A 25505-nucleotide genomic window follows, 5' to 3' on the forward strand; every position below is an offset into this window, starting at 1 on the left:
GTTTTTCATAGTATTAGATTTTAAGGTTAACAAAGGTTGGAGTACAGCGGTACTCCTTTTTTTATGCCCTTACGCCAACAAGCCTCCCCGTCGGCTCATTCTTCTTTCCCGTCCGTCACTGCCGGCACAGCTGCCTCGCGCCACAACCTTTTCCTGAACCCCAACGGCGTTTCGCCCGCATTCCGCCGGAAGAATTTGCAGAAAGCAGAAGTGTCGCTGAAATTGAGTCTGACCGCTACATCGCTCACCGCCAGACTGCGGTTGCCCAGCAAGGTACGAGCCTCCATCAGCAGCAGCTCGCTGATGATGCCGTTCACCGTCTTGCCCGTTCCCGTCCGTACGATACGCGACAGATACTGTTCGCTGATGGCCAGCTCGCGGGCATAGAAAGCCACAAAATGCTCTTCGCGGAAATGACGGGTGACGAGGGCATAGAATTCCTGCAACACATGCTCCTTGGGGTTTAGATGCCGGCGGATGGGGGTACGCCGCGAAAGGAAGTCGGCAATATCGAGCAACAGGGCATTGCAGGCAGCCTGAAGACGGCGGAAGAGGAACTTGTGGTCGGAATCCAGCAGCCGCATCAGCACTTCCAGCTGGCTGCGCATCTCCTGCATCTCGTCTTCGGCCAGCAGGAGGGTATATTGCCTGTTCTGCCGCAGGGTAGACAGCAGGAGGGCGGCCGTCTGCGTCAGGTATGAATCGTTGGTCAGCATGGCTTCCGAAATGGAAAGGGTAATGAAGCGGATGTCTTTCGACGAGAACAGATGGTCGGTCAGGTAGTTGGCTCCATGCACCAGTAGTGTGCCCGCCTCCATGACGATATGTTCCCCGTTGAGCAATATCTCCGAACGCCCTTCCAGTATAAAGATCAGATAGAGTTCACGGTTGAAGTAGGCTACATCTGCCGGATAGTTGCGGTCGTCGTATCCGCTTTCGAAGCAGACCACATCTTCCCGATAATGGGGGATTCCCGGACGCTCTTTCAGCATCCCTGCATTGTCGAATATACAAGATTTTACCATTTCAGTTCAAATATATGCCTGCAAAAGTAGTATTTGTTTCGTAATATACAAAAATTGAATCGGATTGTATAACCCGATGCGAACGAAAAAGGCGAACTTTGCGCCCCGAAAACAAGGTAAAAAGATCAGGATATGAAAAGTATGTTCAAAAGATATCTGGTATTTGTAGCAGGATTGTACTTCCTGGCTGCGGGTGTGGTACTCATAGTCCGTTCGGCATTGGGCACGACTCCCATCTCGAGTGTCAACTATGTGATGAGCCTCAACACACCGCTCACACTGGGCACTTGTACATTCATCATCAACATGCTGCTCATCGTAGGGCAGTTCTGGCTGGTACGCGGACGGGGCAGTCGTCAGGACACCGTCGAAATCCTCCTCCAGATTCCTTTCTCCTTCATCTTCTCGGCCTTCATTGACCTGAATATGCTCCTTGCGGCCGACATCCGCCCGTCCAACTATGCCATGTCCATCGCCCTGCTGCTCGTAGGATGCCTCGTCCAGTCGGTAGGCGTGGTGCTCGAACTGAAGCCCCGTGTAGCCATGATGAGCGCCGAAGCGTTCGTAAAATATGCCTCCAGCCGCTACCGCCGCGAGTTCGGACGTACGAAAGTGTGCTTCGACGTCACACTGGTAACACTGGCCGTCCTGCTCTCGCTGGCCTTCACGCAAACCATCGAGGGCGTACGCGAAGGCTCGCTCATTGCAGCCGGCCTTACCGGTTATATCGTCACTTTCCTCAACCACAAAATCATGACGCGCAAGAACCTCTACCGTCTGATCCCTGTGTTGAGACCTGCCACCGACAAGAAACAGGAGGCTTTAGAGGCCTGTTAAAGACTTTTTTACTTAACAACTGCATGTAAGGTCTAAAACATGTTATAAAACAGAATTTTATATTTGCATTATTTGCAGATTTCGCCAAAGTCCGTATCTTTGCAATGTGTTTTTCATAGTATTAGATTTTAAGGTTAACAAAGGTTGGAGTACAGCGGTACTCCTTTTTTTATGCCCATACGTTTCCTCTCCATTCTTCCCCAGTCGACAAAATAATTTTTCCCAGTCAGAAAAAAACGGAACCAGCCTGTAACTAATCGGAAACCTCGGACGACCAACTGAACAAAAAGCCGGAAAAATGACAGACAAAAACAAGGAAAAAGAATTCACCGACCTGCTGCTGCAACACCAGGCCATCGTCTACAAGGTGTGCCTGCTCTATGCGCAAGACAAGGAAGACCTCGCCGACCTCTACCAGGAGACAGTGTACAACCTGTGGAAAAGCTACAGGACATTTGAAAACAGAAGCAGCTTCGGCACCTGGGTCTATCGCATCGCGCTGAACACCTGCATCACCGACCTGCGCCGCAGGAAGCGCCACGAGTACGTACCCCTACGTCTGACAGATACCGACCTGACGGACGACGACCCGCAGGACGAAATGCTGAACGACCTCTACAGCCTCATTCGCCGCCTGAACAAGCTGGACCGCATGTACATCGTCCTCTGGCTGGACGGAAAGACCTACGAGGAGATTGCCGACATCATCGGTACCAACCGCAATCAGGTGGCCGTCAGGCTACACCGCATCAAAGAGAAACTGAAAACCATGTCCAACCTTTAACTTTACATTATCATGAATCTGGAAGAAATGCAACAAGCGTGGAAGGAACTCAACGAACGGGTCGCACGCAACGAAATCCTGCATCGGGAAGAAGTAAAGAGAATCCTGAACATACGCAAGGAAAGCCAATTGGAGAAACTGATGAGACTGGAGAAAACAGGACTGCTGACTATCGTAGCCTTGTGTCTGTTCTGCATCTATGCCTGGACAACGTTCCCCGGCTACCACCTGCCTACCAACATCACAGCGGCCATTCTGCTCGTCGGCAGCCTCGTTTTACAGGCAGGCCGACTACACCAGCTGACCAGTATGAAGCGGGCAGAGAACCTGGAAGTACAAATCCGATACGCCCTGCGCTACAAAGCTGCCTACAACCGCACCTATCTGATTCTCTACCCGATTATCATCCTTTTTGCCATTATGCTCGTCGTCAACTTCCACACGCTGTTCAACCGCACCCTCATCCTACTGCTACTGGCCGTCTGCCTCATAGCCGACTATTTCATATTCCACTACACGCACGGCCGGGTGAAGCAGATGATTGAAGTCAACCGAGAACTCAAGCAGATAGAAGAAGAATGACTGAAGAAAAGCATAGGCGGAACAGGGTAAGCAATGCCCTGTCCCGCCTTTATTGCAGCTTCAGGAAACGACCTTACAAGCTATACCGTCACCATTTTCAATCATAAAATCAGGATAGGCAAAAACTTCTACCGTTTGATACCCTTGCTGAGACCTACCACCGACAAAAACAGGAAGCCTTAAAGGCTCATTAAAGACTTTTTTACTTAACAACTGCATGTAAGATCTAAAACGTGTTATATAACAGACTTTTCTGACTACATTATTTGCAGATTTCCCCAAAGTCCGTACATTTGCAATGTGTTTTTCATAGTATTAGATTTAAGGTTAACAAAAGGTTGGAGTACAGCGGTACTCCTTTTTTTATGCCCATACGCAAATGGCCTCCACTCCACACAATCTTTCCATTCAATCCTCCCTCAGCTGATCTATCTGGACAGCCGTCTTTGGCCAGCTGGGACGGATAGCCGAGCCGTAGTTCACAATTACTCCCTCCTTATTCACCAGCAGGAAGAAGGGTATGCCGTCCTGCCCCAGATGCTTGGACATTTTCTGCAAGACATCACGCTCAGCAAAGTCTTCCCAATGCAAACACTCCAACACTGTTTCCTTAAGCGAAAAGCGTTGTAATATCCGTTCGTAATCAGTGCGTTTCCCGCTGACGCAGAGGCTGACCATCGCCACATCGTCCGTGCTGTATCGGGCACACAGCTTCTTCAACGGCTCCATCTCCGCCAGGCAGGGAGGGCAGAAAACTCCCCAAAAGTCAATGTAGAGCACCTTGCCCCGATGCTTGTCTATCAGCGAACGCAAGGGCGCCATATACTGTTCCGCCTCGGGAGTATCGGCATCGCCATGCAACAGGTAACGGGAAAAGACTTCGGGATGGCGCAAGTAATCGGTTGTCCGCCGATAAAGCAAGTCCAAAGAGTGGCGGAGTACAGGTATCTGCACCAGCGTATCATATTCCCGACAAACAGAATCCCAAGCTACCGTATCGTTGACTGCCAGTGAAGTACCCAGTAAGTCGGCCAGCAGGAACTGGGCCACCCTGCTTCCTCTCTGTTCATCAACCAAATCCTTGTCGGTAAAATCAAGGTCACCCGTCGCAGCACGTCTATATCTCAAATAAAAAGTCAAATCACGAATCAAGCGGAAATGAGCGGACGTAATAATTTTGTCGGCCAGTAATGCGTCCACCTCGGGCATCAACGCCTCGCAGGCAGCCGTTTCCTTCTGCCAGTCCACTTGCTTTTGGCCATAAAGCCGCCTGATGCGTTGCTGCGTATAACGGAAACGTTCGGCGTAATAGTCGGCCAGCAACAGACGCTCCGTCAGTTCAGCCACGTCACTGGTGGGACGATAACGCTCCAGAAACTCCTCCCGCTTCTGCTTCCGAAGCGCATATTCCTTCTGCACGGCCTTTTCAAACACCTCTACTGATGAGTTTACATCGTCCATATAAACATAATCCGACTGATAGAAACCTCCTTCTGCAAAAGCCAGCATACCCTGATTCAAGGCAGCTGAAGTTCCCTTTACCACCGGATGGAGCAAGTCATTAAAATCAATCTGTAAATAGAGGCTATCGCCTGGTGCCAGATACAGACGGGGTGCATAATTGCGAAGAGAAAACTCGCACACCGCCTCGCAGAGCGGCACGTTAAACGAGAAGGTGTCGTCCTCCCTGATAGAAGCCTTATACACCGTCTCCTGTTTGGCGTTAAAAGAAACCAGTACCAACTCCAATTCCTTCTCATTGGGATAAATTCCCCTATTCAGAATACGGCCCTGCACAACAGCTGTTTTAACGGGTTCAAGACCATCGGCCCAAAGACGGCCAAAGCTGCATAGAAACAGACAGACCACAAAAAATAGATGCTTCATAGACAATTGCATAAATCGTTAGATATAATTATTCTCTGCCATAGCAAGATGCAGCAAATATAAGAAAAACGAATGTTTCGGAGATGCAAACAGATACTTAAAAGAGAAATTCTTATCCAAATAAATCTGTAAGGATTTTAATACATGTTATAAAACAGCCTATTTCACTTCCAAAATTTGCAGATTTCCCCAAAGTCCGTACATTTGCAATGTGTTTTTCATAGTATTAGATTTAAGGTTAACAAAAGGTTGGGCTCAGCGGAGCCCTTTTTTTATATCTTTACCTGTACTCACAAATATCAATCAAAAAACAACAGCCACCATTTCCTATTTATTGTATAGGAAACGACGGCTGTTCCACCGTTTTTACGCTAGCGATATCAATCCTCACTCATCATCTCTTTCTTGCTTCGGCGTACCCTCCGGTTTATGTTTAGGCATCGGCTTTTGACTCATGCCCAACCATTGGTCATATTGGGTTTCGGTGAGTATCTTCTTCATTTTTTTGTTCTTTTTGGCGATACGCTTTTGCATGTCCTCCGTACTTTCTGGCTTCGGAGCTCCATCCATCATAGGTGGACGGTGTATACCGTCAGGAGCACCTTCTCCCATGCCCATGGGTGGCATTCCTCCCTCATGAGGCGGACGAGGCCCCCGACCATTTGCCCCCATCATAGGCGGACGTTGCATACGGTTTTCAAGCAATTCGCGCTGTTCTTTCAAAATCAGTTTATAGACTTTCTTATACTGCTTGTCCGTCAGATTCAAAGCTTCTTTCAAGCGATCAGTTTCTTTTTGTGCCATCTTTTCAGGATTAGGCACTTCGCGAAACATTTCACCTTTCTTCTCTGGCTCGCCTTCCGAAGCCACCTGTGCCTGTACCTGCAAAGCAGATAGGAAAATTCCAAGACACAATACCGTATATTTCAGGCTCATTTTCATCTCTTATTCCTCCTTTGTTTACTATGAATGACATTGCAAATGTAGCCAGCATTCGAACAAATAGAAAACAGAATAGACCAATAGGAAACTTTTGACGATAAAACCTAAAAAATCTGGCATCTGAATGTAATTTATCCAACCCGACAACGACTAATAAAAGAAACTTAAGATATGATTAAACAAGACTACCTGATACGCATGATACAGCAAATCGTCTCTATGATTGTAGAGGCGCTGCTACACAAGAAAAAAATCCGCCAGAAGGAATGGGAAGACTACGATCACCTGACGAGACAGATATTGGGGACAGACACCCGCGACTTGCTCAACACCAGTGCCGACGAACTAATTGCCCGCCATGCCGACACGCCCGACGGTATGGAGAAACTGGAGTTGGCCGCCGTCAACATGCTGAAGCTGGCCGAAGAAGTAGATGAAGACAATCCTCTACTGAAATCACGCCTCCGACAGGAAGGCATCCAACTGTTAAAATATATCCAGCAGCATAGCGACAACTATTCGCTCCAACGAGAATTTCTCATTGGCCTGCTGGAAACAAACCATTGATTTACGCCTCGCAAAACAGCCTTTTCGAGTATGGATTGCATAGTTTTAGTAAAAGCCTCCTATCCATTCGTTTTATCTAATTCCTTCCGCCGCTTCTCCAAAATCCGCACGAACTCTTTTTCATTGGTAGGCTGGAGGGCATCGTGCTTGCCATCTTTATAGACTACCAGCACATAGTGCACCAACGCACGCCCTCCCACTTGCATGGACGAACGACACTCCACTGACACAATCTCGGCTAACGAACGCTCACGTCTGCGCGAAAAACGTCCTTCATAAATGATCAGCTGACCATCTGTTGTCAATGTATAAGTAGTATGAATGATTTTTTCGATGAAATGAAGCAACAGGATACCCCATAGCACAGCTATCAAGATGTACTTCACCCACAAGCAATAAACCAGCATGAACGTAAACATAAGCAGCGCCAGATAACGGGCTGCACCCACTCGGGCATGGAATACTCTGTCCATAGTTTCTTCTTTTTTTTGCGGTAAAGGTATGGATTTTCGGTGGCAAAGCGCACAAACAACGCACTTATTTTGTAGATTTGCAACCTGCTAATACACATTGTTATGGTAAGAAAGTTCGATTTCCTCGTCATCGGCTCTGGAATAGCCGGTATGAGCTTCGCCCTGAAAGTGGCGGAAAAGGGGACGGTAGCCCTCATCTGTAAGGCCGGAATGGAAGAGGCCAACACGTATTTTGCACAGGGAGGCATCGCCTCGGTGACCAATCTGGCCGTGGACAACTTCGACAAGCACATCGAAGACACCATGATAGCCGGCGACTGGATCAGCGACCGTGCCGCCGTGGAGAAGGTGGTGCGTAATGCCCCCGAACAGATCAAGGAGCTCATCCACTGGGGCGTGAACTTCGACAAAAAGGAAGACGGGACATTCGACCTGCACAAAGAAGGCGGTCACTCTGAATTCCGCATCCTGCACCACAAGGACAACACGGGAGCCGAGATACAGACTTCGCTCATCGAAGCTGTGAAAAGGCATCCCAACATCAGTATATTCACCGACCACTATGCAGTGGAAATCATCACACAGCACCATCTGGGCATCATCGTGACGCGCTACACGCCGGGCATCAAGTGCTATGGCGCCTATGTACTGAACGAGAATACGGGCGAAGTGGACACCTTCCTCTCCAAGATAACCGTCATGGCTACGGGAGGCTGTGAGGCCGTTTACCGCCACACCACCAACCCGCTGGTGGCTACAGGCGACGGCATTGCCATGGTCTACCGCGCCAAGGGAGCGGTGAAGGACATGGAATTCATCCAGTTCCACCCCACGGCCCTCTACCATCCAGGCGACCGTCCCTCGTTCCTCATCACCGAGGCCATGCGCGGCTACGGCGGCGTACTCCGCACAATGGACGGCAAAGAGTTCATGCAGAAGTATGACCCGCGCTTGTCGCTCGCCCCGCGTGACATCGTAGCTCGTGCCATCGACAACGAAATGAAGCTCCGCGGCGAAGACCATGTCTACCTGGACGTGACCCACAAAGACCCCGAAGAAACGAAGCGCCACTTCCCCAACATCTATCAGAAGTGCCTCAGCATCGGTATCGACATTACAAAAGACTATATCCCTGTAGCACCTGCTGCTCACTACCTCTGCGGAGGCATCAAGGTGGACCTCGACGGGCAGAGCAGCATCCGTCGCCTCTATGCCATCGGAGAATGTTCGTGCACAGGCCTGCACGGCGGTAACCGTCTGGCCTCGAACTCGCTCATCGAAGCCGTGGTCTATGCCGACGCGGCTGCCAAGCATGCCTTGAGCGTGCTGGAGCGTTACGACTTCAACGAAGACATCCCCGAATGGAACGACGAGGGCACCATCAGTAACGAAGAGCGTGTACTTATCACACAGAGCATGAAGGAGGTGAACCAGATTATGGAGTCGTATGTGGGCATCGTGCGCAGTAACGTGCGCCTCACCCGCGCTTGGAACCGCCTGGACATCCTCTATGAGGAGACTGAACGCCTCTTCAAGCGTTGCAAGGCCACGCGCGAGCTATGCGAACTGCGCAACATGATCAATGTGGGTTACCTCATCACGAAGCAAGCTATGGAGCGCAAGGAAAGCCGCGGCCTGCACTACACCATTGACTATCCGCACCACGCCGACGAAGCCGACGGAAAGAAAAAATAAAAAGTCTTCTGTAAACATTAAGAAGACTCCCCTCATTGGTCCCAGATGGCCATAGAATTGGACGCAAACTTAATTTTGCAACCTATAACAAGCATATAATAAAAACGACCCATTGGCCTGTCTATGCGACTTCTGCCAATGGGTCGTTACTTATAGAATATAGAATGGAGATAATCCAAATCTTACCAGTTTTCCTTCTTCACTTCGAAGTAAGCCTGCGGATGGAGACAAGCGGGACATAACTCAGGAGCTTCCTTACCTACATAGATAAATCCACAGTTACGGCACTGCCATACCACTTCGCCTTCCTTAGCAAATACAGTAGCATTCTGGATATTGTTTACGAAAGCTTGGTAGCGTTCTTCGTGTCCCTTCTCAGCTACAGCAATGTTGCGGTACATCAAAGCGATTTCGGGGAAACCTTCCTCATCGGCGATGTCAGCAAACTTGGGATAATCGAGCGACCACTCTTCGTGCTCACCTGCAGCAGCTGCCTGAAGGTTTTCGAGCGTCGTGCCGATAACACCTGCGGGATAGCTGGCCGTAATCTCTACCATACCACCCTCGAGCCACTTGAACATGCGTTTAGCGTGTTCCTTTTCCTGATCGGCTGTTTCCATGAAGATAGCAGCAATCTGTTCGTAACCTTCTTTCTTAGCTACACTGGCAAAGTAAGTGTAACGCATGCGTGCCTGCGATTCGCCGGCAAACGAAGTCATCAGATTCTTCTCTGTGCGGGTTCCTTTGATACTCTTAGTCATAATCATTCAGTTTTTAAAAGGGTTAATATTTTGTTTTTGTTGATTTCTTACGTTGCAAATGTAGGAAAAAGACTTCAAATGCCTTATCTCCAACCTTATCGGATTTTTCTATCACTTCATAAACAAAATCTATTATACAGTAGAAACCTAGTTGTATTAACAATAATTGTCGTCATCCATACGCTATAAAAAAACAAATGTCACTATCTTTGGGTTCATAGAAACCTCATAAATATTCCATCCTCCATGAAAAAAAATCTCAGTTCTCTCCTTTTGCTGGCTTTGGCCTGCATTTGTTTTTCCGCCTGTTTCGTACAACGTTCCGTTTCGGTCGACAAAGCCGCCAATAACCCCGACTATACTGTCAGTTACCTCTTCGAACACGACGGATGCCGTGTATATCGCTTTTATGATACATATTCGTCCAGCTATGTTTATTTCACCACACAAGGCGACGTAACCGCCATCCCCAACGACTCCACACGCCAGCAAACGGTCACTTACCGCCAATGGAATGACAGCGTATTCACAAAAAAAGCAGAGCAATAGCAACTATTTGCTTTATTTTACCTAAATTTGCACCCTCGTTTTCGGAATCACAACAAACTCAATAGGTAAAATAAAGTTCTATTAAACAGAAAATGAAAGCGTTCGAATTCAAGCCGAAACTCTACACGGCGCTGAAGAATTATTCTAAAGAAATGTTTATGGCCGACCTCATGGCCGGCATCATTGTGGGCATCGTAGCCCTTCCATTGGCTATTGCTTTCGGCATCGCGTCGGGTGTATCGCCCGAGAAAGGTATTGTAACCGCCATCATTGCGGGTTTCATCATTTCCCTGCTGGGCGGTAGCAAGGTGCAGATCGGCGGACCTACAGGTGCATTTATCGTTATCATTTATGGCATCATCCAGCAATATGGTGAGGCGGGCCTCATCGTAGCTACGCTGATGGCAGGTGTCATCCTGGTGCTGCTGGGTGTATTCAAATTGGGAGCAGTCATCAAATTCATCCCCTATCCCATCATTGTGGGTTTTACAAGCGGTATTGCCGTTACCATCTTCACTACACAGGTGGCCGATGTATTCGGCCTTCAGTTTGGCGACGAGAAGGTGCCTGGCGACTTTGTAGGTAAATGGCTGGTCTATTTCAGACACTTTGATACAGTGAATTGGTGGAACACACTGGTGAGCATAGTAAGTATCGCTATCATCGCCATGACACCCAGGTTCTCTAAAAAAATACCCGGCTCGCTCATCGCCATCGTAGTGGTAACGTTGGCTGTCTGGCTGATGAAGACCTACGGCGGTATTACCTGCATCGACACCATCGGCGACCGCTTCAGCATCCGTGCCGAGCTGCCCGATGCCGCTATCCCCGCATTGGATTGGGAAGCTGTAAAGAACCTCTTCCCCGTAGCCGTGACCATCGCTGTGCTAGGTGCCATTGAATCGTTGCTTTCAGCTACCGTTGCCGATGGTATGATTGGCGACAAACATGACTCAAACACGGAGCTTATCGCACAGGGAGCGGCCAACATCATTACACCGCTCTTCGGCGGCATCCCTGCCACAGGAGCTATCGCACGTACCATGGCCAACATAAACAATGGCGGTAAGTCACCTGTGGCTGGCATCGTACATGCCATCGTACTGCTGCTCATCCTACTGTTGCTCATGCCGCTGGCCCAATACATCCCCATGGGCTGCCTGGCGGGCGTACTGGTTGTAGTATCCTATAACATGAGCGGCTGGCGTACATTCAAGGCACTGCTCCGCAATCCGAAGTCGGACGTCACGGTGCTGCTCATCACCTTCTTCCTGACCGTCATCTTCGACCTGACCGTAGCCATTGAAATGGGTCTGGTCATTGCTTGCGTGCTCTTCATGCGCCGTGTGATGGAGACAACAGAAATCTCGGTCATCAAAGACGAGATAGACCCCAGCAAGGAATCGGATATCGCCACGAGCGAGGAACATCTTATCATCCCGCAGGGTGTGGAGGTATACGAAATCAACGGTCCTTATTTCTTTGGCATCGCCACCAAGTTCGAGGAAATGATGGCGCAAATGGGCGACCGACCCAAAGTACGTGTCATCCGCATGCGTAAGGTGCCGTTCATCGACTCCACGGGTATTCACAATCTGGAGAACCTCTGCCGCATGTCACAAAAGGAAAAGATAACTATCGTCCTCTCGGGTGTCAACGAAAAGGTACACAAGGTACTGGAGAAATCGGGCTTCTACGAACTGCTGGGCGAAGAAAACATCTGTCCAAACATCAATGTAGCGCTGGAGCGGGCCAAGAAGTTATTGTAAACAGACAACCTCTGCATATAAAGAATGTGCCAAAAACGAGTAATTTCTGTTTTTGGCACATTTTATTTTAAAGATCCACAACGATCTTAAATATATCGACCACTACTCCTCGAACTGATCCAGCAGCTCTTTGCACCTTTCCACATGCTTTTTATATTGAAACAGAGCTATCACAATGGCAACAATGATGGAAACAATGCCCGACACGGTAATAAGCTGTACGGTAGCAGGATCGTCCGCTTGAGCATACAGGCGCATAAAGATGTAGGTGAGCATGGCGGTCAGGGGAATTATGCCGACAAGGAGCGACCCCGTGTAAAATCTGCGATAACCGGTAATCTTTTCTGTAACCGTCCGCACATCGTCGTCCAGCAGATGGTTCATGCCCAATTTGCGGCTGACCCACAGGCTGACACCCAAATCGACCAAAGCCCACAATGACACCAATATGCCAAACAGCAGAGGCCAATCTATGTTGACACAAATCACAATAATCATGGGTACCGTCAGGACATCACCCAACATTCGGTCTCTGATTTCCTTGCTGATGGCCATCGCAGGCCGTTTCCTGAGGGATTTGAAAAACTTTTCGTTCAACGTTTCCTGCTTTTCCAACCCTTCCTTAAACACGTTATACTCCGATTTCAGTGTCTGAAGTTCTTTTTCGATATTGATTTCCATACGATTCGTTTTTTAGATGTTAGACATTTTTTTGAGTTGTTCCTTGATGCGAACCAACTTGAACGAGACATTCTTGACAGAAATACCCAGGATAGCGCCAATCTCGTCGTAGCTCAGGCCTTCGAGCCACAACAGAACGACGCTTCTGTCGACCAGTCCCAATGCATTGATCCGCTTATAAAGCTGCTTTATCTGCAAATTCTTTTCCAGACTTCTCCCTTCCGAAGGAAAACTCGTACCCAAGTCCAGCCGTTCGCGCTGCTTCTTCTGGCGGTTGCTGAAGTTGATACAGTAGTTCAGGCTGACGCGATAAATCCACGTTCGGATATCGCTCTTCCCCTCGAAGGCATCGAAGCCCTGCCACAAGCGGACGAGAATGTCCTGATAGAGATCGTTCACCTCGTCCGTATCGTTCGAAAACATGTAGCAGACGGTGTAAATAGTCCGCTCATGCTCTCGGATGATATTTATGAATTGTTGTTCTTTCGCATTCATTTCACATGCTGTTTTTACTTATTAGACCACAAAGCGACCTGAAAACTATACGTTCACACCCATTATTTTGATTCATTCATCTCCATTCAATGAAGTTTCAAAGTAAGCGTCTCATAACAAACAAGTTATGGTGAACGATTCACATAGAAAAGGACTTTATCTTTTCAAAAGACGGGATTGCGAAACAAAATAAATTGCTTTCACCCGAAAAAGCAATGCTTTACGAAGGATAAAACTATGTTTTACGGAAGGTAAAACTATGCTTTACGAAAAGCCATAAATATCCTTCCGCCTCGCAACCATGAACATGGTTCTCGTAAAGTGCCACTTTAGCTTGCTAAAGTCCCTCTTTACGACACTCATGTTGATGTTACTGACGGCAAACAGGCATTAACCTAAGCTTAACGTAGCCTTAACCTGAAAGCTCCTTGCATCGCCCTACCTTTGCGACATCGAAACAAAAAAAAGGAATGTCTAACTATAAAAACTGAAACGAATATGATTACCAATCTCATCATGGCCATTTTGATTTCGGCCGCAGGCGTATCTACCAACTTGGTGTACAACGTAAAAATGGAAAACAACCGACTGGCGAACAAGGAAGTGTTCAGCGTGGAAAACGGAAAGTACCTGAAACGCCTCTTCAAGATGGACTTCACCTACAATGCACAAGGACAGGTGACAGACAAGAAGACCTACGTGTGGAGCGACGCCCGCCAAAACTACGTCCTCCAACAGACGGAAACCTTCAATCCGACCGACGACAAACAGGCTGAATAACCGCGCTTGAAGTCTGACTTTACATACACTTGTCCCCCGAAACGCACCATTTGTAGACAGCCGTTTCGGGGGACAAGTGTATGTAAACAAAAGACTATTTATCCAACCACGGTCACAATCACCCGACAATAGCGTGTCAATGCAGGCGTACCTGAGTCGCGAACCTCACAAATCAGATGGATAGTATCGCCCACGCGGGCATCTTCAGGTATCCTAAATGAAAACTTGGGCGTCGAAACTCCTTCGACATGACCCGCATAACTTCCAGCTTCGGCATAATGCCACCAGCGGAAAGACAACGTATCGCCATCGGGGTCGGTACTGCCTGAAGCATCCCATTCGATTACTTCACCAACACCTGCAGAGACGTCCAACAAAGCCTGAGCCAAGCTGACGACAGGCGGATGATTGGCCGACTCATACTCCTCTACACACCAATCCGCCCGTGCCGCAAAGTCATTCTGAATGTCGTCCAACCATCGCCAGAGGGGCTTGAAATAGCGGGTACGGACATTGATTTCCGCCGTATCAGTTGCATGCTCCAAGCGTTTCGACCAGCTGTTGGCAATTCCCCACTGACCCGAAGGATATACATAATCCGATAAAGGCAGAGGATCCATCCACACATTTCCCCTGACCCTGACATAACGTCCTCCCCAACCTCCATAGGCAGGCGACTCCCTGTTGCGCAAACCTGTAGGAATGGTATGCAGAAAAGCGGGCGTGTCGCCCTCGGCATTGAAGGCTCCCTGCTTGTTGGGATAGGCGTCGCACAGAGGTCCATGTCCCTCCAGTATCTGAGCCTTCATCCACGCCTTCTCAAAATAAGGTTTAACCTCGCTTGGCAGCACCTTCGGCCATATATATGCCATGCAGTCGAACTGGTCGGAAATAATGGTCGGTATGCCATACGGCTCCCACTGAGGGCGGATATATTGCTGATAAGTCTCGTCCTGCTCCCAGATGAGATACAGGCGAAGGCGTGAAGCTACTTCGGCCATACGCTCAGGATGGTCTTCCTGAATGATTTTCAAGGCTGCCGCTACCGTATTGCATCCACCCCAGGCCTGCAACCAGATGGGACGGCTGTCTGAGTTGTCCAAGAGGATATCTGCAATAAAGCGAGCTCCTTCCGTGCGGGTGGCATACTCGCCTACTGCGCTAATGTTACCCACCTTCCAACGTGCCAGCAGTTCGTCGGGCGAAGGATAATCCTTACTGTGCTTCAACAGATTGGGATAAACCTGTGCATAATATCCGATATACTCCGCTATCCACTCGACGGGATGAAAAGCATTCCATCCTTTACCACCCACCCAATGGAACTCCGAACTGCTGTTCACTATGGCTTCGACATCAAACTCATTGGATGTCAGCAGAAAGCGTACAAACGAAGCACGATCGTCCGCCTCACCATCGGTTGTGACAATGATGCGAGGCCTGTCTTCCATTCCCCTGGCAGATGTACAACAACAAATGACCAGCAAGCAAACAATTCCAATAAATCTCAATCCAATCATACTATTCCAATAATAACGCCAACAAAGATACAGAATGTTTTCCTATTCTTACAGACAGAGTCAGTGTTTATGACCGATGTCTGTTAACCTAACATTAACGTAACGTTAACCTAAATCTCCACTATCCTTCCCTATCTTTGCATCAACAAAAAACAAAAAGACAAATGACAACAATGAAAAAAACACTCGCACTCGTGATGCTCCTTTGCATCACTCTCGGAGCTCAGGCACAACTGTTATGGAAAATATCGGGCAACGGACTCGACCGCCCCTCGTACGTCATGGGTACCCACCATCTGGCTCCCCTCAGCATCAAGGACAGCATTGCAGGCATGAAGCAGGCGATGGATGAAACGCAACAGGTCTATGGCGAGCTCGTTATGGAGAATGCCATGAAACCCGACATGCTGATGAAGATGCAACAGGCCATGATGCTGCCAGCCGACACTACGCTGAAGAGCCTCTTCACGCCAGCCGAATACGACAGCATCGCTTCGGTCGTAAAGACATATATCGGCATGGACCTTGCCCTGTTCGACAAGCTGAAGCCAGCCGCCCTTACCACCCAGCTGTCCGTAGCACTGGCTGCCAAGTCGGTAAAGGATTTCAATCCGCAAGAACAACTCGATACTTGGTTTCAGGCACAGGCCAAACAGGCTGGAAAGAAAGTGGGAGGGCTGGAAAGTATGGAGCAGCAAATCGACGTACTCTACCGCTCGCAAAGCCTGCAACGCCAGGCCCACCTGCTCTATTGTGCGGCTACCACCATCGACTACGCTACCTTACAGGCCCAACGCATGACAGAGGCATACATGAACCAGGACCTCAACACCCTGCTTGAAATCATGGAAGAGAAACAAAACGACTCTTGCGACAGTACACCTCAGGAGGAAGACACCCTGATATTCGGCCGCAATGCCGACTGGGCCCGCCAAATGCCCGACATCATGAAGCAAGCCCCCACCCTGTTTGTAGTAGGTGCTGGCCATTTGCCCAGCCAGCGAGGTCTTCTGAAGCTGCTCGAAGACCAAGGATACACAGTAGAGCCAATGAAGTAATGCTAATTTTCCTTCCTTTCGATAAGGCAGAATACACCTCAGCAAAAAAAATCAAGCAAGCTTTGTTTTTTCTGCTTTCGACTTTCACTACCTTTGGAGTCTGAACAAACGAATTCTTATGGCAAGAAGAAAAGCTAAAAAGAAAGACTCCAAAGGTCTTCTGTATTTTATTCTACTGGTTTGTGCCGCCTTCATCGGCTACGGCCCGCTAAGCAATGCTTGGAAATCAGGACTTATTCATCTCGACCGCCTGCCACAAAGCATAAAGTCCGCTGTACAGACAAGTGAACCTGAAACACAAACAAATCTCTCCACTACCCAAGGCCTCGAAATACCTGCCCCATTAAAAGGCATAAATGAAACCATTTTGAAACGGAAAGGGTATACAGTATCTTATAATCGTACATTAAACCTACCCAACTGGGTAGCGTGGGAGCTAAATCGCGACAAACTGATAGAACGCGAAAGCCGCACGGATAAATTTCTACCTGACCCCGACCTGCCTGAAAGCGAAGCCGTCACTACCGACGACTACAAAGGTTCGGGCTGGGATCGCGGCCACATGTGTCCCGCTGCCGACAACCGCTGGCACTGGCGCGCCATGCAAGAAAGCTTCTACATGACCAATATCTGTCCTCAGCACCACAACCTGAATCGCGGTGATTGGAAGGAACTGGAAGACCGCTGTCGCGTATGGGCTGAACAGGAAGGTCGTATCTACATCGTCTGCGGCCCCATACTTTACAATCAAAAACATCGCACCATCGGAAAAGAGCACAAAGTGACCGTGCCCGAAGCCTTCTTCAAAGTCATCCTATGTGCCGACAGTCGCCCTCCGCGTGCCATCGGCTTCATCTACAAAAATACTTCAGGCAACCATCCGCTGGACAGCTATATCAATTCCGTTGACCAGGTGGAGCGCATCACAGGCATCGACTTCTTCCCTGCCCTACCTGATGATGTGGAGAAACAAGTAGAAGCGAAATGTGACTGGAAACAATGGAACTAAGACTGATATTTACGCACAATCGCCATAAATTCCTCCCCTGTAATGGTTTCCTTGTCCAGCAGATAAGCAGCGGCTTCGTGCATAATGTCCAAATGATCGGCAATGAGCTTGCGAGCTTTCTGATGAGCATCACCAATCATTTTAAGCATTTCGCGATCAATGTCGGCCGCCGTTTCCGATGAACAAGTCAACGAGGAATCACCACCTAGATAGGCATTATTCACTGTTTCCAACCCCATCATATCATATTTTTCACTCATACCATAGCGAGTTACCATAGCACGTGCCAGACGGGTAGCTTGCTCAATGTCGTTCGAAGCACCTGTTGTAACACGCCCCAAGATTACTTCTTCGGCCGCACGTCCACCTGTTAACGTAGCGATGCGATTGAAAAGATCCTCTCGACTCATTAACACCTGCTCACCCTTGTCCACTTGCATGGTATAACCCAATGCACCCGAAGTACGAGGCACGATTGTAATCTTGTGGACAGGTGCCGAATGGCTCTGCAAAGCGGCTACCAAAGCATGACCTATCTCGTGGTAGGAAACAATTTTCTTCTCTTCGTCTGAAATTACTTTTCCTTTCTTTTGAGCACCTGCAATTACCGTCTCTACACTTTCTTCCAAATCAGAAGTAGTGACTTTGTTACGTTCCATACGAACAGCACGCAAGGCTGCCTCATTGACTATATTGGCCAATTCGGCACCCGACGAACCTGCCGTAGCACGAGCCACTACATCCATATCTATCTTGTCACATTTCACTTTCTTAAGATGTACATTGATAATAGCCTTGCGCCCTTCAAGATCGGGCAACTCCATCTGAATACGACGATCGAAACGACCTGGACGAAGTAATGCCTTGTCCAAACTTTCAGGACGATTGGTAGCAGCTAATATTACAACACCCTTGCGCCCATCAAAACCATCCATTTCGGTAAGCAACTGGTTCAAAGTCTGTTCACGTTCGTCGTTACCTCCTATACCTGTGTCGCAACGTTTGCCTATAGCATCTATTTCGTCGATGAAGATAATACAAGGTGCTTTTTCATTGGCTTGTCGAAAAAGATCGCGAACTTTAGCTGCTCCCATACCAATGTACAAGCAGGCCGTTAAGAAAAAGGACAATTAAAATACCAACCAAAAGTCCCCAATATGGGTTCATTCGTTTGGGTTGTTGATTCTGACTTTCTTGCTTCATTATTATGTTGACTTCTGTTTTATCTGCAAATATCGCAAATAGTATAACAGAAAATATTATCCAAAAAAGACCAAGAATGTTCTAAAAGTCACCTGGTTTCTTTTTAATGTTTAAAGAAAGTAAGAAAGTATTTAAATAGGCTCATTTCTAATAGGATACACTTACTTCAATTCCTGCTTCCTTCACCAGTGCGGCAATACAGTCAAGCTCTTCGTGTGTAACCTTCAGCAGATCGTGATCGGGTGTCTCGCGGTCAATGGTATAGATCATCACCTGGCGAGGAGATATTTCCTTTACTTTCTCCAGCCAAGGAAGGACATATTTGTCTGACGTGTTGTCCATATCCTTGTCTTTATATCCACCCTTAAGGAACATTGTCTGAATGATACAACGGCCTTTGAACGCCTTCATACCTTCAATGATATCAGCCACAGCATATTTGCCTGTCGGACGGTCAAGGTCGCGAATATAGTCCTCATCTACTGTATCGAGTTTCAAGATATTGTTGTCTATCTTGTTCAATGCATCAAAGACGGCAGATTTGTGGATAAAGGTGGAATTACTGAGCACACTAACTTTGGCATTTGGAAAATAGCGGTCGCGCAAAGCCAACGTATCATCAATGATTTCAGCAAAATGTGGATGGGCAGTCGGTTCCCCATTACCTGCAAAGGTCAAGACATCGGGAGCAGGACCGTTGGCCTTCATATCTTGCAAACGGGCTTCGAGTGCCTGGCGCACTTCTTCACGTGTCGGACGAGGAAGCTTCGGACGAAAATCTTCGTTGAAACCACATTCACAATAGATGCAATTGAACGTACATAGTTTACCATCGGCAGGCATCAGATTGATGCCCAGCGAAACTCCCAAACGACGGGAATGAACAGGCCCAAAAATGGGCGAAGGATAGATGACAGTCATACCAATCTTCTATTTTAACCAATCACGAATAACAAAAACAAAGGTAAGCAAAATGAATGAATTCTTTGTTTTTCCTTCAAAAATAAACAATCTTGCTCCACTTTTCAACAAAATCGTCTTTACAATCCATAGAAGTTACCTACATTTGCAAACAACAATTAGCATAAACTACTGCATATGAAAACTTTTAAAACTCTTGTATCCGTATTCGCCTTGTCGGCTTTGTTTGCCACAAGCAGCTGTACGCAACAACAAAATCAAAAGGAAATGGATAATCACAGCAACGTATTCATGTATGAAAATGACATGGAATGGGAACCTGCAGGCGAAGGTGTGACCCGCCAGATTGTAGGTTACAACGAGAACATCATGATGGTCAAGGTAAAATTCGAAAAAGGAGGTGTCGGTACAGCCCATACCCATAAGCACACACAAGTGACTTATGTCGTAAGCGGCGCATTCGAATTTACCATCGGCAACGAAAAGAAAGTGGTAAAGGCAGGCGACGCGCTCTACATGGAGCCTAACGTAGAGCATGGTTGTGTATGCCTTGAAGCAGGTCTTCTCATCGACTGCTTCAACCCATATAGAGATGATTTCTTGAAGAAATAAACACACTCTTCATACGCTAAAATTTCAGTCGGACTTGTATTTGCAGGTCCGACTTTTTGTTTCCTCGTATCAGGTCATTGCCCGAACCTATCTCATCCCTGTCCTGATAGATGGTTTGTCCGAATTTGGCTATCAACATCAGCCAGTTGCGAAAATCATAACGCAAATGAGCGGAAAAACGAAAGCCGCGACCATAGAACGAAGGCGTATAGAAAGTATAAAGCAACCCTTTCTCGTAAGCATAGACGCGCGAATCATAATCGTCGGTATGGAAATAGGTGCCTTGCAACGAAGCGACCAAAGGAAAGAAAGGTAATCGTACATTACATGATTGCGTCGCCTGCCATCCCTGACTATATTGCAAAGGAGGCTGGCTGAAATGATTGTAATCAAACGTAGTACGCAGGCTCCAAATGCCTTGCACGAAGTTAAGTCGATAGCGCACTTTGTGATGGTAAGTGGGCAATATAGTTTCTCCTCCGCTACCTGTCACATCCCTTTCCTTCCGCTTGAAGCGATAGTTGGCATACATCGACCATCGCTTGTTGGGCGTGAACGTAGCTTGAAACAAGCCGTCCACTCCTTGCGAAGGCTTGCTGATGCGATACTTCCACCAGGGAAACGAAAAGAGGTCGATCGCACCAAAGAAACGCCATCGGGCGAAAAGCGATGCTTCGCCACCCAGAAACCAGCCGTTTTCGTTCTGCAAAGCACTGCTTTCTCCAAACGAATGGGCAAACATTCCCCAATAGTCGTAGGAATAAAAGCGATGGATGAGCATCACCTTGTAATTGTTCGCCACCTGATAGCGCAACTGATTGAGAAACGCATAACCTTGTTTTCCTTTGGCCGCCTCCCCCACCCAAGCAAACCTGCCCAAGCGAAGTTTATAATCCACACCCACGTTATAGAAATGATTGCCTCGCAGATTGTAGCGGGCATACTTCCTCAAATTAGGTTCATAAGGACGGTTGAAGAAATAATATACACCCGTCATACCCACTTTCAGATGAGCGTTTTCGTAAGAAACGTTTCCTCCTGCTACCTGCATCACGAAAGCATGCTTCTTGGCCGCCTCGCTTTCCGAACGATGCAAGCCTGTCTTATAGATGGAAGTGATCGATCCATCTTCTACCACGCCATCCATCCGCCGATGCGAATAGAAAGCCGATGTTTGCCAACGAGATGCCAAACGGACGGTAGCCCCCACCCCTCTGAAGTAATTGTATTCGTCTGATGAACTATGTTTACGAAAACCTTCTGTGCGGTTTTCAGTAGTTGCCAACGAGAAAGTCTTGCCAAATCCGAAACTATTGCCCAACACCAATCCCTGTCCGAAACTGGCTTTATAGTTACCTATAGCCAAGGTTTGCAAGCGTCCACAATCTTTCATCAACAGATAGAAGGAATAATAGTCGTATCCCTGACGGTCGTGCAAAGCAAAAAAAGGTTCGCCTGCATCTTTCTCGCCCGTCACGCCCACTTGCAGACGGTCGCTATAACGGAAATTGTAACGTAACGAATGGTAGAGCGAAGGGCCCAGATAGCTTGTCTCATATCCTTTGCGCGTATAGAAAGGCACATCGAAACGAGTCGTCGCCTCGTGCTTTCCATACTTCAAAATACGCCTTAACGAAGGAAACCTCTCTTCCTCACGCGAAGGGACCACACAGACGAAAGGAAGCAACCGTTCGATAGTCGCCTTGTCCATCTCCTCCACCAACTGGAGTTCGTACAATGTCTGCATATCGCCATGCACATACACGTATGCCAACAGGTTTTCCACCTGAATGTCCGACAAGAAAGGAAAAATCTCCAGCTGTTGTCGTGTAGCCGTATTCAAGTTCAGTTTCTGAGTCAGTCGATGAGAAAGTTCCTCCAGTTCGTCTTCCCAATCCGTGCTTTCAGCTTCGGTAGCCAGCTGCTCCAAGTTTTCTTCCCAAAGCATCAGATTGGTATTCTGAGCCTGCACGGCAGAAGAAATCAATCCTATCAGCAACCACACCCCTATCTTTATGTTTTTCATAGGATCGATGTAATTTTTTGTTTATGTGCCAACGAAGTTACCTTAAATAAGTTAACAATGCAAGGAAAAAGAAAGGTATTCAAAAAAAATATCAAAGAATGCTGTACTTTTGCAACGTGAACGGAAAGCTTTTCATATTAACCATTATCCTGTTAATAACCGCTACTTTCAACGGTTACTCCCAACAGAAGAAACAACAACCTGGTAAGGTGTATCTCACTCCCATGACCATTTACGAAGGTGACACCATCCCTTACGTAAAGTTACCAACCGTCTATATATTCAAACCACTAAAGTTCAAAAACAAAAGAGCCCGTACACAATACTACAAACTGATACGCGATGTCAAGAAGGTATTACCCATTGCCAAAGAAGTCAATCAGATCGTCATCGAAACCTATGAATACTTGCAGACGCTTCCTCCCAAAGAAAGGTCCAAACACCTGAAGAGAGTCGAGAAAAGCTTGAAAGAACAATATATGCCTCGTATGAAGAAACTCACTTTCTCTCAAGGCAAGCTGTTAATAAAGTTGGTGGACAGACAAACACATTCTACAGGTTATGAACTGGTGAAAGCTTTCCTTGGCACTTTTCGTGCAGGCTTCTATCAGACGTTTGCCGCCCTCTTCGGTGCCAGTCTGAAGAAGGAATACGACGCTACAGGCGATGATGCTCTGACCGAACGTGTCATTCTGCTGGTAGAGAGCGGACAACTCTGATTCATGTTTATATCTTGTTGAAACAGCGGTTAACTATTCAAATAAGAAGAAAACAGTTCGCTATAAATCAAATGATTAGTTCTGTTCATAAGTTATGAACCATACTGTCCCTATAAGCAGCTTCTTTTCTCCGTTCCCTATACATAGAAACAATCGTTTCCAGCATTTGGAAACAGCCGTTACCATTATAGGAAACGACCGTTACCTTATAAAGGTAACAACTGTTTCCTCTATTGGGAACAAGCTTCACTTAGTAAGATATCTCAGATGATCTTCCTATAAAGAGACAGAAAATTACAATGTTTTAAGTTGTTTGAACAAGTCCCAAATAACGATACCTGCCGTTACTGACACGTTCAGCGAGTGCTTGGTGCCATATTGGGGGATTTCAATACAACCATCACTATGGTCGATCACTTCTTGTTGAACACCTTTCACCTCGTTTCCCAACACCACGGCATAACGTTTCCCTTGCTCCAACCGCATGTCTTCCAGCATGATACTGTTTTCAGCTTGTTCTACAGAAAACACAACATACCCCTCCTGACGCAAGTTATCAACAGCTTCAACCGCGTTATTAACATACTTCCAATCTACTGTGAATTCAGCCCCCAATGCCGTCTTGTGCATTTCAGGATGAGGAGGAGTGGCCGTAATACCACACAAATAGATACACTCCACACGAAAAGCATCGGACGTACGAAAGACTGAGCCAATATTGTGCAAGCTACGCACATTGTCAAGTATCACAACCAGAGGCAGTTTGTCTGCCTTCTTAAACTCTTCGGCACTGATGCGGTTCAGTTCGGTAATCTTCAATTTACGATGCTCCATACGATTCTGTTTTTATATCCTTGGCAAAGATACTCCTTTCCGTTCATATAGCGGTTAACAACCGTTGAAAACATGTGGAAACTCAATGAAAAGAAAATGAAAACTTTTTCTTGCACGATTCAAAAGAAACTATATGCTCCATGAGTTATAAATATCCCAAAAAAGTTAGCATTTAATTTCCAAGCAATCTTAAACAGATTTTTCAGCATCATTCAGACAGATAATCCCCCGAAAGTTATTAACTTTGCAATATATGAACAAGAAGTTAATACAGAACAAAAGTATGCTTGTTTTCAAGGATTAACCTCTTTCCTGCCCGTTGATAAGCATGGGATAAACAGAAAGAAGAGACTAATAACTTCACAGGCAATAAAAATCGTATTTATTTGTCCACCGTATTAACAGCCTATTATCACTACCATAGGGATTTAAAAAGAAAAAAGAGAAATAAAATTTTTAATGATAAAAGCTAATACCGATGGAAAACAATCGTTCTCTCTGGAAAAAGGTATTGAAAATTGCAGGAATTGTTGTGCTGGTACTTCTGTTGGCGTTTGGTGGATTGGTGGCCTACGCCTATTATACGTATAAGAAGGATAATTCCCGTACCGGTGTATGGTATTATGTGGACGAACTTCCGTTGACTCCTGACCAATATACCGCTGACTTTGATGAAATCCATCAGATTGTGGTGGACAACTATTCGCTCTACCGCCAGAAGGGATTGGATATGGATTCGCTTTACCGTGTTTTTGCATCGCGGATTAGTACTGCCAGGAAGTCGGCTGAATATGTCTTGTTGGTACAGGAATATATAGCAGCTTTGAGGGCGGGACACGCTACCAGTTTTTTCAGCAAATATACGGCTGCTGCTATACCCAAGGTTATCAACGATTCGTTGTTCATAAGCAAGCCCAACGAGTACCTGCGTGCTGCTGGCTTTTGCGATAAAGATCGTATTACGGCCATTAACGGCATCCCCGTCAGACAATGGGTGGCCGAGAACGAGAAATATGCTTGCGGTTCTACGGCTTCCGACCGTCATTACCGTTCGGCACGGAGTATTTTCCGCAGTTATGTCGATACAGTGGTCAGCTATACCGTTCAGCGCGGTACCGACACGCTGATACTGAGCTTGCCATTACGACGAAACGATTGTGTCTCCTATGAAGAACAGCCTGCCGTTGTTGCCAAGGTGTTGGATGACAGTATCGGTTACCTGGCCATCAACACCATGATGCCTCCCGTCATGGATGAGTTTGTTACGTGTTATCCTGTGGTGAGCCACCTGCCTTATCTCATTGTTGACGTTCGCGACAACGGAGGCGGAAGCAGTGCCAACGGTGCACTCCTATGCGAATATTTCATCAACCGTCCGCAGCTTCATTGCCTTTCCGATTCCCGTCAGTTGGAGCCCGCTCAAGACGCTTACCGTGGACAGGTATTTCTGTTGACGGGACCTGATACTTTTTCGGCTGCCGAGAGTTTTACTCTGGACATGAAAGAGAGCGGTAATGTGACGCTGGTGGGTGAACCTACCGCTGGAGATACGGGTAACGGACCAAAGAATTTCTGCACCTCGCACGGCATCTGGCTACGTATCCCCACCCGTGAACCGGATTGTTCGCATCATGGCTTTCCGTTGGAAGGCGAGGGGATTGTTCCTCATTATGTGGTACCTTTCACTGTAGACGATTTCATGCATGGTCGTGATACGCAAATAGAATTTGTACGGAAACATATAGCAGGTGTTTGCCAAAGTTATTAACTTTGCAT

25 protein-coding genes are annotated in these 25505 nt (G+C 47.3%); 13 read left to right on the forward strand and 12 right to left on the reverse strand.

Translation table 11 applies throughout. From position 1 onward, the window contains the following. Positions 1-95 precede the first annotated feature (95 nt). A complete protein-coding gene (locus tag HF894_RS11490) occupies positions 96-1025 on the reverse strand; it encodes an AraC family transcriptional regulator (protein WP_204972485.1) in 930 nt (309 codons plus the stop codon). Between the two features lie 132 nt (positions 1026-1157). On the opposite strand from HF894_RS11490, the gene HF894_RS11495 reads away from it, so the two are divergent. The 3 genes from HF894_RS11495 to HF894_RS11505 all read left to right on the forward strand — a co-directional run bounded on the left by HF894_RS11495 (position 1158) and on the right by HF894_RS11505 (position 3228). Then, the gene (locus tag HF894_RS11495) at positions 1158-1862 is read left to right on the forward strand and encodes a YczE/YyaS/YitT family protein (RefSeq protein WP_021847202.1); all 705 of its coding nucleotides are present in this window, start codon (positions 1158-1160) and stop codon (positions 1860-1862) included. Positions 1863-2160: 298 nt separating this feature from the next. After that, the gene (locus HF894_RS11500; protein ID WP_075318226.1) at positions 2161-2646 is read left to right on the forward strand and encodes an RNA polymerase sigma factor; all 486 of its coding nucleotides are present in this window, start codon (positions 2161-2163) and stop codon (positions 2644-2646) included. A 12-nt stretch (positions 2647-2658) separates the two neighbouring features. Beyond that, positions 2659-3228: a hypothetical protein gene (locus HF894_RS11505; protein ID WP_204972487.1), complete on the forward strand. Its 570-nt coding sequence runs from the start codon at positions 2659-2661 to the stop codon at positions 3226-3228. A gap of 408 nt (positions 3229-3636) precedes the next feature. On the opposite strand, the gene HF894_RS11510 is transcribed toward HF894_RS11505, so the two are convergent. Beyond that, entirely contained in the window at positions 3637-5115 is a 1479-nt protein-coding gene (locus HF894_RS11510) for a TlpA family protein disulfide reductase (protein ID WP_075318228.1), read from the reverse strand. 387 nt (positions 5116-5502) lie between these two features. Continuing rightward, positions 5503-6051, reverse strand: a complete 549-nt coding sequence (locus tag HF894_RS11515) for a DUF4890 domain-containing protein (protein WP_204972489.1) — start codon at positions 6049-6051, stop codon at positions 5503-5505. A gap of 177 nt (positions 6052-6228) precedes the next feature. Between HF894_RS11515 and HF894_RS11520 the strand changes: the two genes are divergently transcribed. Then, complete coding sequence (locus HF894_RS11520) at positions 6229-6624, forward strand: hypothetical protein (RefSeq protein WP_021847197.1); 396 nt, start codon at positions 6229-6231, stop codon at positions 6622-6624. A 59-nt stretch (positions 6625-6683) separates the two neighbouring features. Here the strand turns inward: HF894_RS11520 and HF894_RS11525 are convergent, their stop codons facing one another. Continuing rightward, positions 6684-7097: a PH domain-containing protein gene (locus tag HF894_RS11525; protein WP_021847196.1), complete on the reverse strand. Its 414-nt coding sequence runs from the start codon at positions 7095-7097 to the stop codon at positions 6684-6686. Positions 7098-7199: 102 nt separating this feature from the next. Between HF894_RS11525 and nadB the strand changes: the two genes are divergently transcribed. Continuing rightward, positions 7200-8792: an L-aspartate oxidase gene (gene nadB, locus HF894_RS11530; RefSeq protein ID WP_204969959.1), complete on the forward strand. Its 1593-nt coding sequence runs from the start codon at positions 7200-7202 to the stop codon at positions 8790-8792. A 182-nt stretch (positions 8793-8974) separates the two neighbouring features. Here the strand turns inward: nadB and rbr are convergent, their stop codons facing one another. After that, entirely contained in the window at positions 8975-9553 is a 579-nt protein-coding gene (gene rbr / locus HF894_RS11535; RefSeq protein WP_021847194.1) for a rubrerythrin, read from the reverse strand. Between the two features lie 246 nt (positions 9554-9799). Here rbr and HF894_RS11540 point away from each other — a divergent pair, with 246 nt between their 5' ends. Next, complete coding sequence (locus HF894_RS11540) at positions 9800-10102, forward strand: DUF4884 domain-containing protein (protein ID WP_204972491.1); 303 nt, start codon at positions 9800-9802, stop codon at positions 10100-10102. Between the two features lie 92 nt (positions 10103-10194). Beyond that, a complete protein-coding gene (locus HF894_RS11545; RefSeq protein ID WP_204972493.1) occupies positions 10195-11871 on the forward strand; it encodes a SulP family inorganic anion transporter in 1677 nt (558 codons plus the stop codon). A gap of 102 nt (positions 11872-11973) precedes the next feature. Here the strand turns inward: HF894_RS11545 and HF894_RS11550 are convergent, their stop codons facing one another. Together HF894_RS11550 and HF894_RS11555 are read right to left on the reverse strand one after the other, a co-directional pair. After that, on the reverse strand, positions 11974-12552 hold the full coding sequence (locus tag HF894_RS11550) for a hypothetical protein (RefSeq protein ID WP_204972495.1): 579 nt from the start codon (positions 12550-12552) through the stop codon (positions 11974-11976). A 12-nt stretch (positions 12553-12564) separates the two neighbouring features. Further along, entirely contained in the window at positions 12565-13047 is a 483-nt protein-coding gene (locus HF894_RS11555) for an RNA polymerase sigma factor (protein ID WP_075318235.1), read from the reverse strand. A gap of 444 nt (positions 13048-13491) precedes the next feature. Between HF894_RS11555 and HF894_RS11560 the strand changes: the two genes are divergently transcribed. Further along, positions 13492-13827, forward strand: a complete 336-nt coding sequence (locus HF894_RS11560; RefSeq protein ID WP_262899893.1) for a DUF3836 domain-containing protein — start codon at positions 13492-13494, stop codon at positions 13825-13827. A gap of 98 nt (positions 13828-13925) precedes the next feature. Here HF894_RS11560 and HF894_RS11565 read toward each other — a convergent pair whose 3' ends face one another. Next, a complete protein-coding gene (locus HF894_RS11565) occupies positions 13926-15278 on the reverse strand; it encodes a nucleoside hydrolase-like domain-containing protein (RefSeq protein WP_246593229.1) in 1353 nt (450 codons plus the stop codon). A 242-nt stretch (positions 15279-15520) separates the two neighbouring features. On the opposite strand from HF894_RS11565, the gene HF894_RS11570 reads away from it, so the two are divergent. Further along, positions 15521-16405: a TraB/GumN family protein gene (locus HF894_RS11570; RefSeq protein WP_204972498.1), complete on the forward strand. Its 885-nt coding sequence runs from the start codon at positions 15521-15523 to the stop codon at positions 16403-16405. 118 nt (positions 16406-16523) lie between these two features. Further along, positions 16524-17414, forward strand: a complete 891-nt coding sequence (locus HF894_RS11575) for a DNA/RNA non-specific endonuclease (protein WP_021847185.1) — start codon at positions 16524-16526, stop codon at positions 17412-17414. Here HF894_RS11575 and HF894_RS11580 read toward each other — a convergent pair. Together HF894_RS11580 and HF894_RS11585 are read right to left on the reverse strand one after the other, a co-directional pair. Next, positions 17411-18508: an ATP-dependent metallopeptidase FtsH/Yme1/Tma family protein gene (locus HF894_RS11580; RefSeq protein WP_246593230.1), complete on the reverse strand. Its 1098-nt coding sequence runs from the start codon at positions 18506-18508 to the stop codon at positions 17411-17413. The two genes, HF894_RS11575 and HF894_RS11580, sit on opposite strands and share 4 nt — an antisense overlap. 256 nt (positions 18509-18764) lie before the next feature. Continuing rightward, entirely contained in the window at positions 18765-19538 is a 774-nt protein-coding gene (locus HF894_RS11585) for a radical SAM protein (RefSeq protein WP_204972500.1), read from the reverse strand. 267 nt (positions 19539-19805) lie between these two features. Here HF894_RS11585 and HF894_RS11590 point away from each other — a divergent pair, with 267 nt between their 5' ends. Next, a complete protein-coding gene (locus HF894_RS11590) occupies positions 19806-20150 on the forward strand; it encodes a cupin domain-containing protein (protein WP_246593231.1) in 345 nt (114 codons plus the stop codon). 16 nt (positions 20151-20166) lie between these two features. Here HF894_RS11590 and HF894_RS11595 read toward each other — a convergent pair whose 3' ends face one another. Continuing rightward, a complete protein-coding gene (locus tag HF894_RS11595; RefSeq protein ID WP_204972502.1) occupies positions 20167-22176 on the reverse strand; it encodes a helix-hairpin-helix domain-containing protein in 2010 nt (669 codons plus the stop codon). Positions 22177-22277: 101 nt separating this feature from the next. Here HF894_RS11595 and HF894_RS11600 point away from each other — a divergent pair, with 101 nt between their 5' ends. Continuing rightward, positions 22278-22895: a DUF4294 domain-containing protein gene (locus HF894_RS11600; protein ID WP_394369848.1), complete on the forward strand. Its 618-nt coding sequence runs from the start codon at positions 22278-22280 to the stop codon at positions 22893-22895. A gap of 294 nt (positions 22896-23189) precedes the next feature. On the opposite strand, the gene HF894_RS11605 is transcribed toward HF894_RS11600, so the two are convergent. Beyond that, complete coding sequence (locus tag HF894_RS11605; RefSeq protein ID WP_204972506.1) at positions 23190-23729, reverse strand: RNA methyltransferase; 540 nt, start codon at positions 23727-23729, stop codon at positions 23190-23192. A 478-nt stretch (positions 23730-24207) separates the two neighbouring features. On the opposite strand from HF894_RS11605, the gene HF894_RS11610 reads away from it, so the two are divergent. Next, positions 24208-25497: a S41 family peptidase gene (locus HF894_RS11610; RefSeq protein WP_204972508.1), complete on the forward strand. Its 1290-nt coding sequence runs from the start codon at positions 24208-24210 to the stop codon at positions 25495-25497. The last annotated feature ends 8 nt before the right edge of the window (positions 25498-25505 follow it).

Origin of the sequence: Caecibacteroides pullorum (genome assembly GCF_019239235.1) — a bacterium.
Classification (GTDB): Bacteria; Bacteroidota; Bacteroidia; order Bacteroidales; family Bacteroidaceae; genus Bacteroides; species Bacteroides pullorum.

What these genes read in the sequence shown, in the direction of transcription:
- HF894_RS11550 (WP_204972495.1), bottom strand. Translation starts at nt 12,552, where the DNA reads ATGGAAATCAATATCGAAAAAGAACTTCAGACACTGAAATCGGAGTAT.
- HF894_RS11540 (WP_204972491.1), top strand. Translation starts at nt 9,800, where the DNA reads ATGAAAAAAAATCTCAGTTCTCTCCTTTTGCTGGCTTTGGCCTGCATT.
- nadB (WP_204969959.1), top strand. Translation starts at nt 7,200, where the DNA reads ATGGTAAGAAAGTTCGATTTCCTCGTCATCGGCTCTGGAATAGCCGGT.
- HF894_RS11565 (WP_246593229.1), bottom strand. Translation starts at nt 15,278, where the DNA reads ATGGAAGACAGGCCTCGCATCATTGTCACAACCGATGGTGAGGCGGAC.
- HF894_RS11570 (WP_204972498.1), top strand. Translation starts at nt 15,521, where the DNA reads ATGAAAAAAACACTCGCACTCGTGATGCTCCTTTGCATCACTCTCGGA.
- HF894_RS11515 (WP_204972489.1), bottom strand. Translation starts at nt 6,051, where the DNA reads ATGAGCCTGAAATATACGGTATTGTGTCTTGGAATTTTCCTATCTGCT.
- HF894_RS11605 (WP_204972506.1), bottom strand. Translation starts at nt 23,729, where the DNA reads ATGGAGCATCGTAAATTGAAGATTACCGAACTGAACCGCATCAGTGCC.
- HF894_RS11585 (WP_204972500.1), bottom strand. Translation starts at nt 19,538, where the DNA reads ATGACTGTCATCTATCCTTCGCCCATTTTTGGGCCTGTTCATTCCCGT.
- HF894_RS11525 (WP_021847196.1), bottom strand. Translation starts at nt 7,097, where the DNA reads ATGGACAGAGTATTCCATGCCCGAGTGGGTGCAGCCCGTTATCTGGCG.
- HF894_RS11575 (WP_021847185.1), top strand. Translation starts at nt 16,524, where the DNA reads ATGGCAAGAAGAAAAGCTAAAAAGAAAGACTCCAAAGGTCTTCTGTAT.
- HF894_RS11500 (WP_075318226.1), top strand. Translation starts at nt 2,161, where the DNA reads ATGACAGACAAAAACAAGGAAAAAGAATTCACCGACCTGCTGCTGCAA.
- HF894_RS11490 (WP_204972485.1), bottom strand. Translation starts at nt 1,025, where the DNA reads ATGGTAAAATCTTGTATATTCGACAATGCAGGGATGCTGAAAGAGCGT.
- HF894_RS11505 (WP_204972487.1), top strand. Translation starts at nt 2,659, where the DNA reads ATGAATCTGGAAGAAATGCAACAAGCGTGGAAGGAACTCAACGAACGG.
- HF894_RS11520 (WP_021847197.1), top strand. Translation starts at nt 6,229, where the DNA reads ATGATTAAACAAGACTACCTGATACGCATGATACAGCAAATCGTCTCT.
- HF894_RS11595 (WP_204972502.1), bottom strand. Translation starts at nt 22,176, where the DNA reads ATGAAAAACATAAAGATAGGGGTGTGGTTGCTGATAGGATTGATTTCT.
- HF894_RS11580 (WP_246593230.1), bottom strand. Translation starts at nt 18,508, where the DNA reads ATGGGAGCAGCTAAAGTTCGCGATCTTTTTCGACAAGCCAATGAAAAA.
- HF894_RS11590 (WP_246593231.1), top strand. Translation starts at nt 19,806, where the DNA reads ATGGATAATCACAGCAACGTATTCATGTATGAAAATGACATGGAATGG.
- rbr (WP_021847194.1), bottom strand. Translation starts at nt 9,553, where the DNA reads ATGACTAAGAGTATCAAAGGAACCCGCACAGAGAAGAATCTGATGACT.
- HF894_RS11555 (WP_075318235.1), bottom strand. Translation starts at nt 13,047, where the DNA reads ATGAATGCGAAAGAACAACAATTCATAAATATCATCCGAGAGCATGAG.
- HF894_RS11510 (WP_075318228.1), bottom strand. Translation starts at nt 5,115, where the DNA reads ATGAAGCATCTATTTTTTGTGGTCTGTCTGTTTCTATGCAGCTTTGGC.
- HF894_RS11495 (WP_021847202.1), top strand. Translation starts at nt 1,158, where the DNA reads ATGAAAAGTATGTTCAAAAGATATCTGGTATTTGTAGCAGGATTGTAC.
- HF894_RS11610 (WP_204972508.1), top strand. Translation starts at nt 24,208, where the DNA reads ATGGAAAACAATCGTTCTCTCTGGAAAAAGGTATTGAAAATTGCAGGA.
- HF894_RS11545 (WP_204972493.1), top strand. Translation starts at nt 10,195, where the DNA reads ATGAAAGCGTTCGAATTCAAGCCGAAACTCTACACGGCGCTGAAGAAT.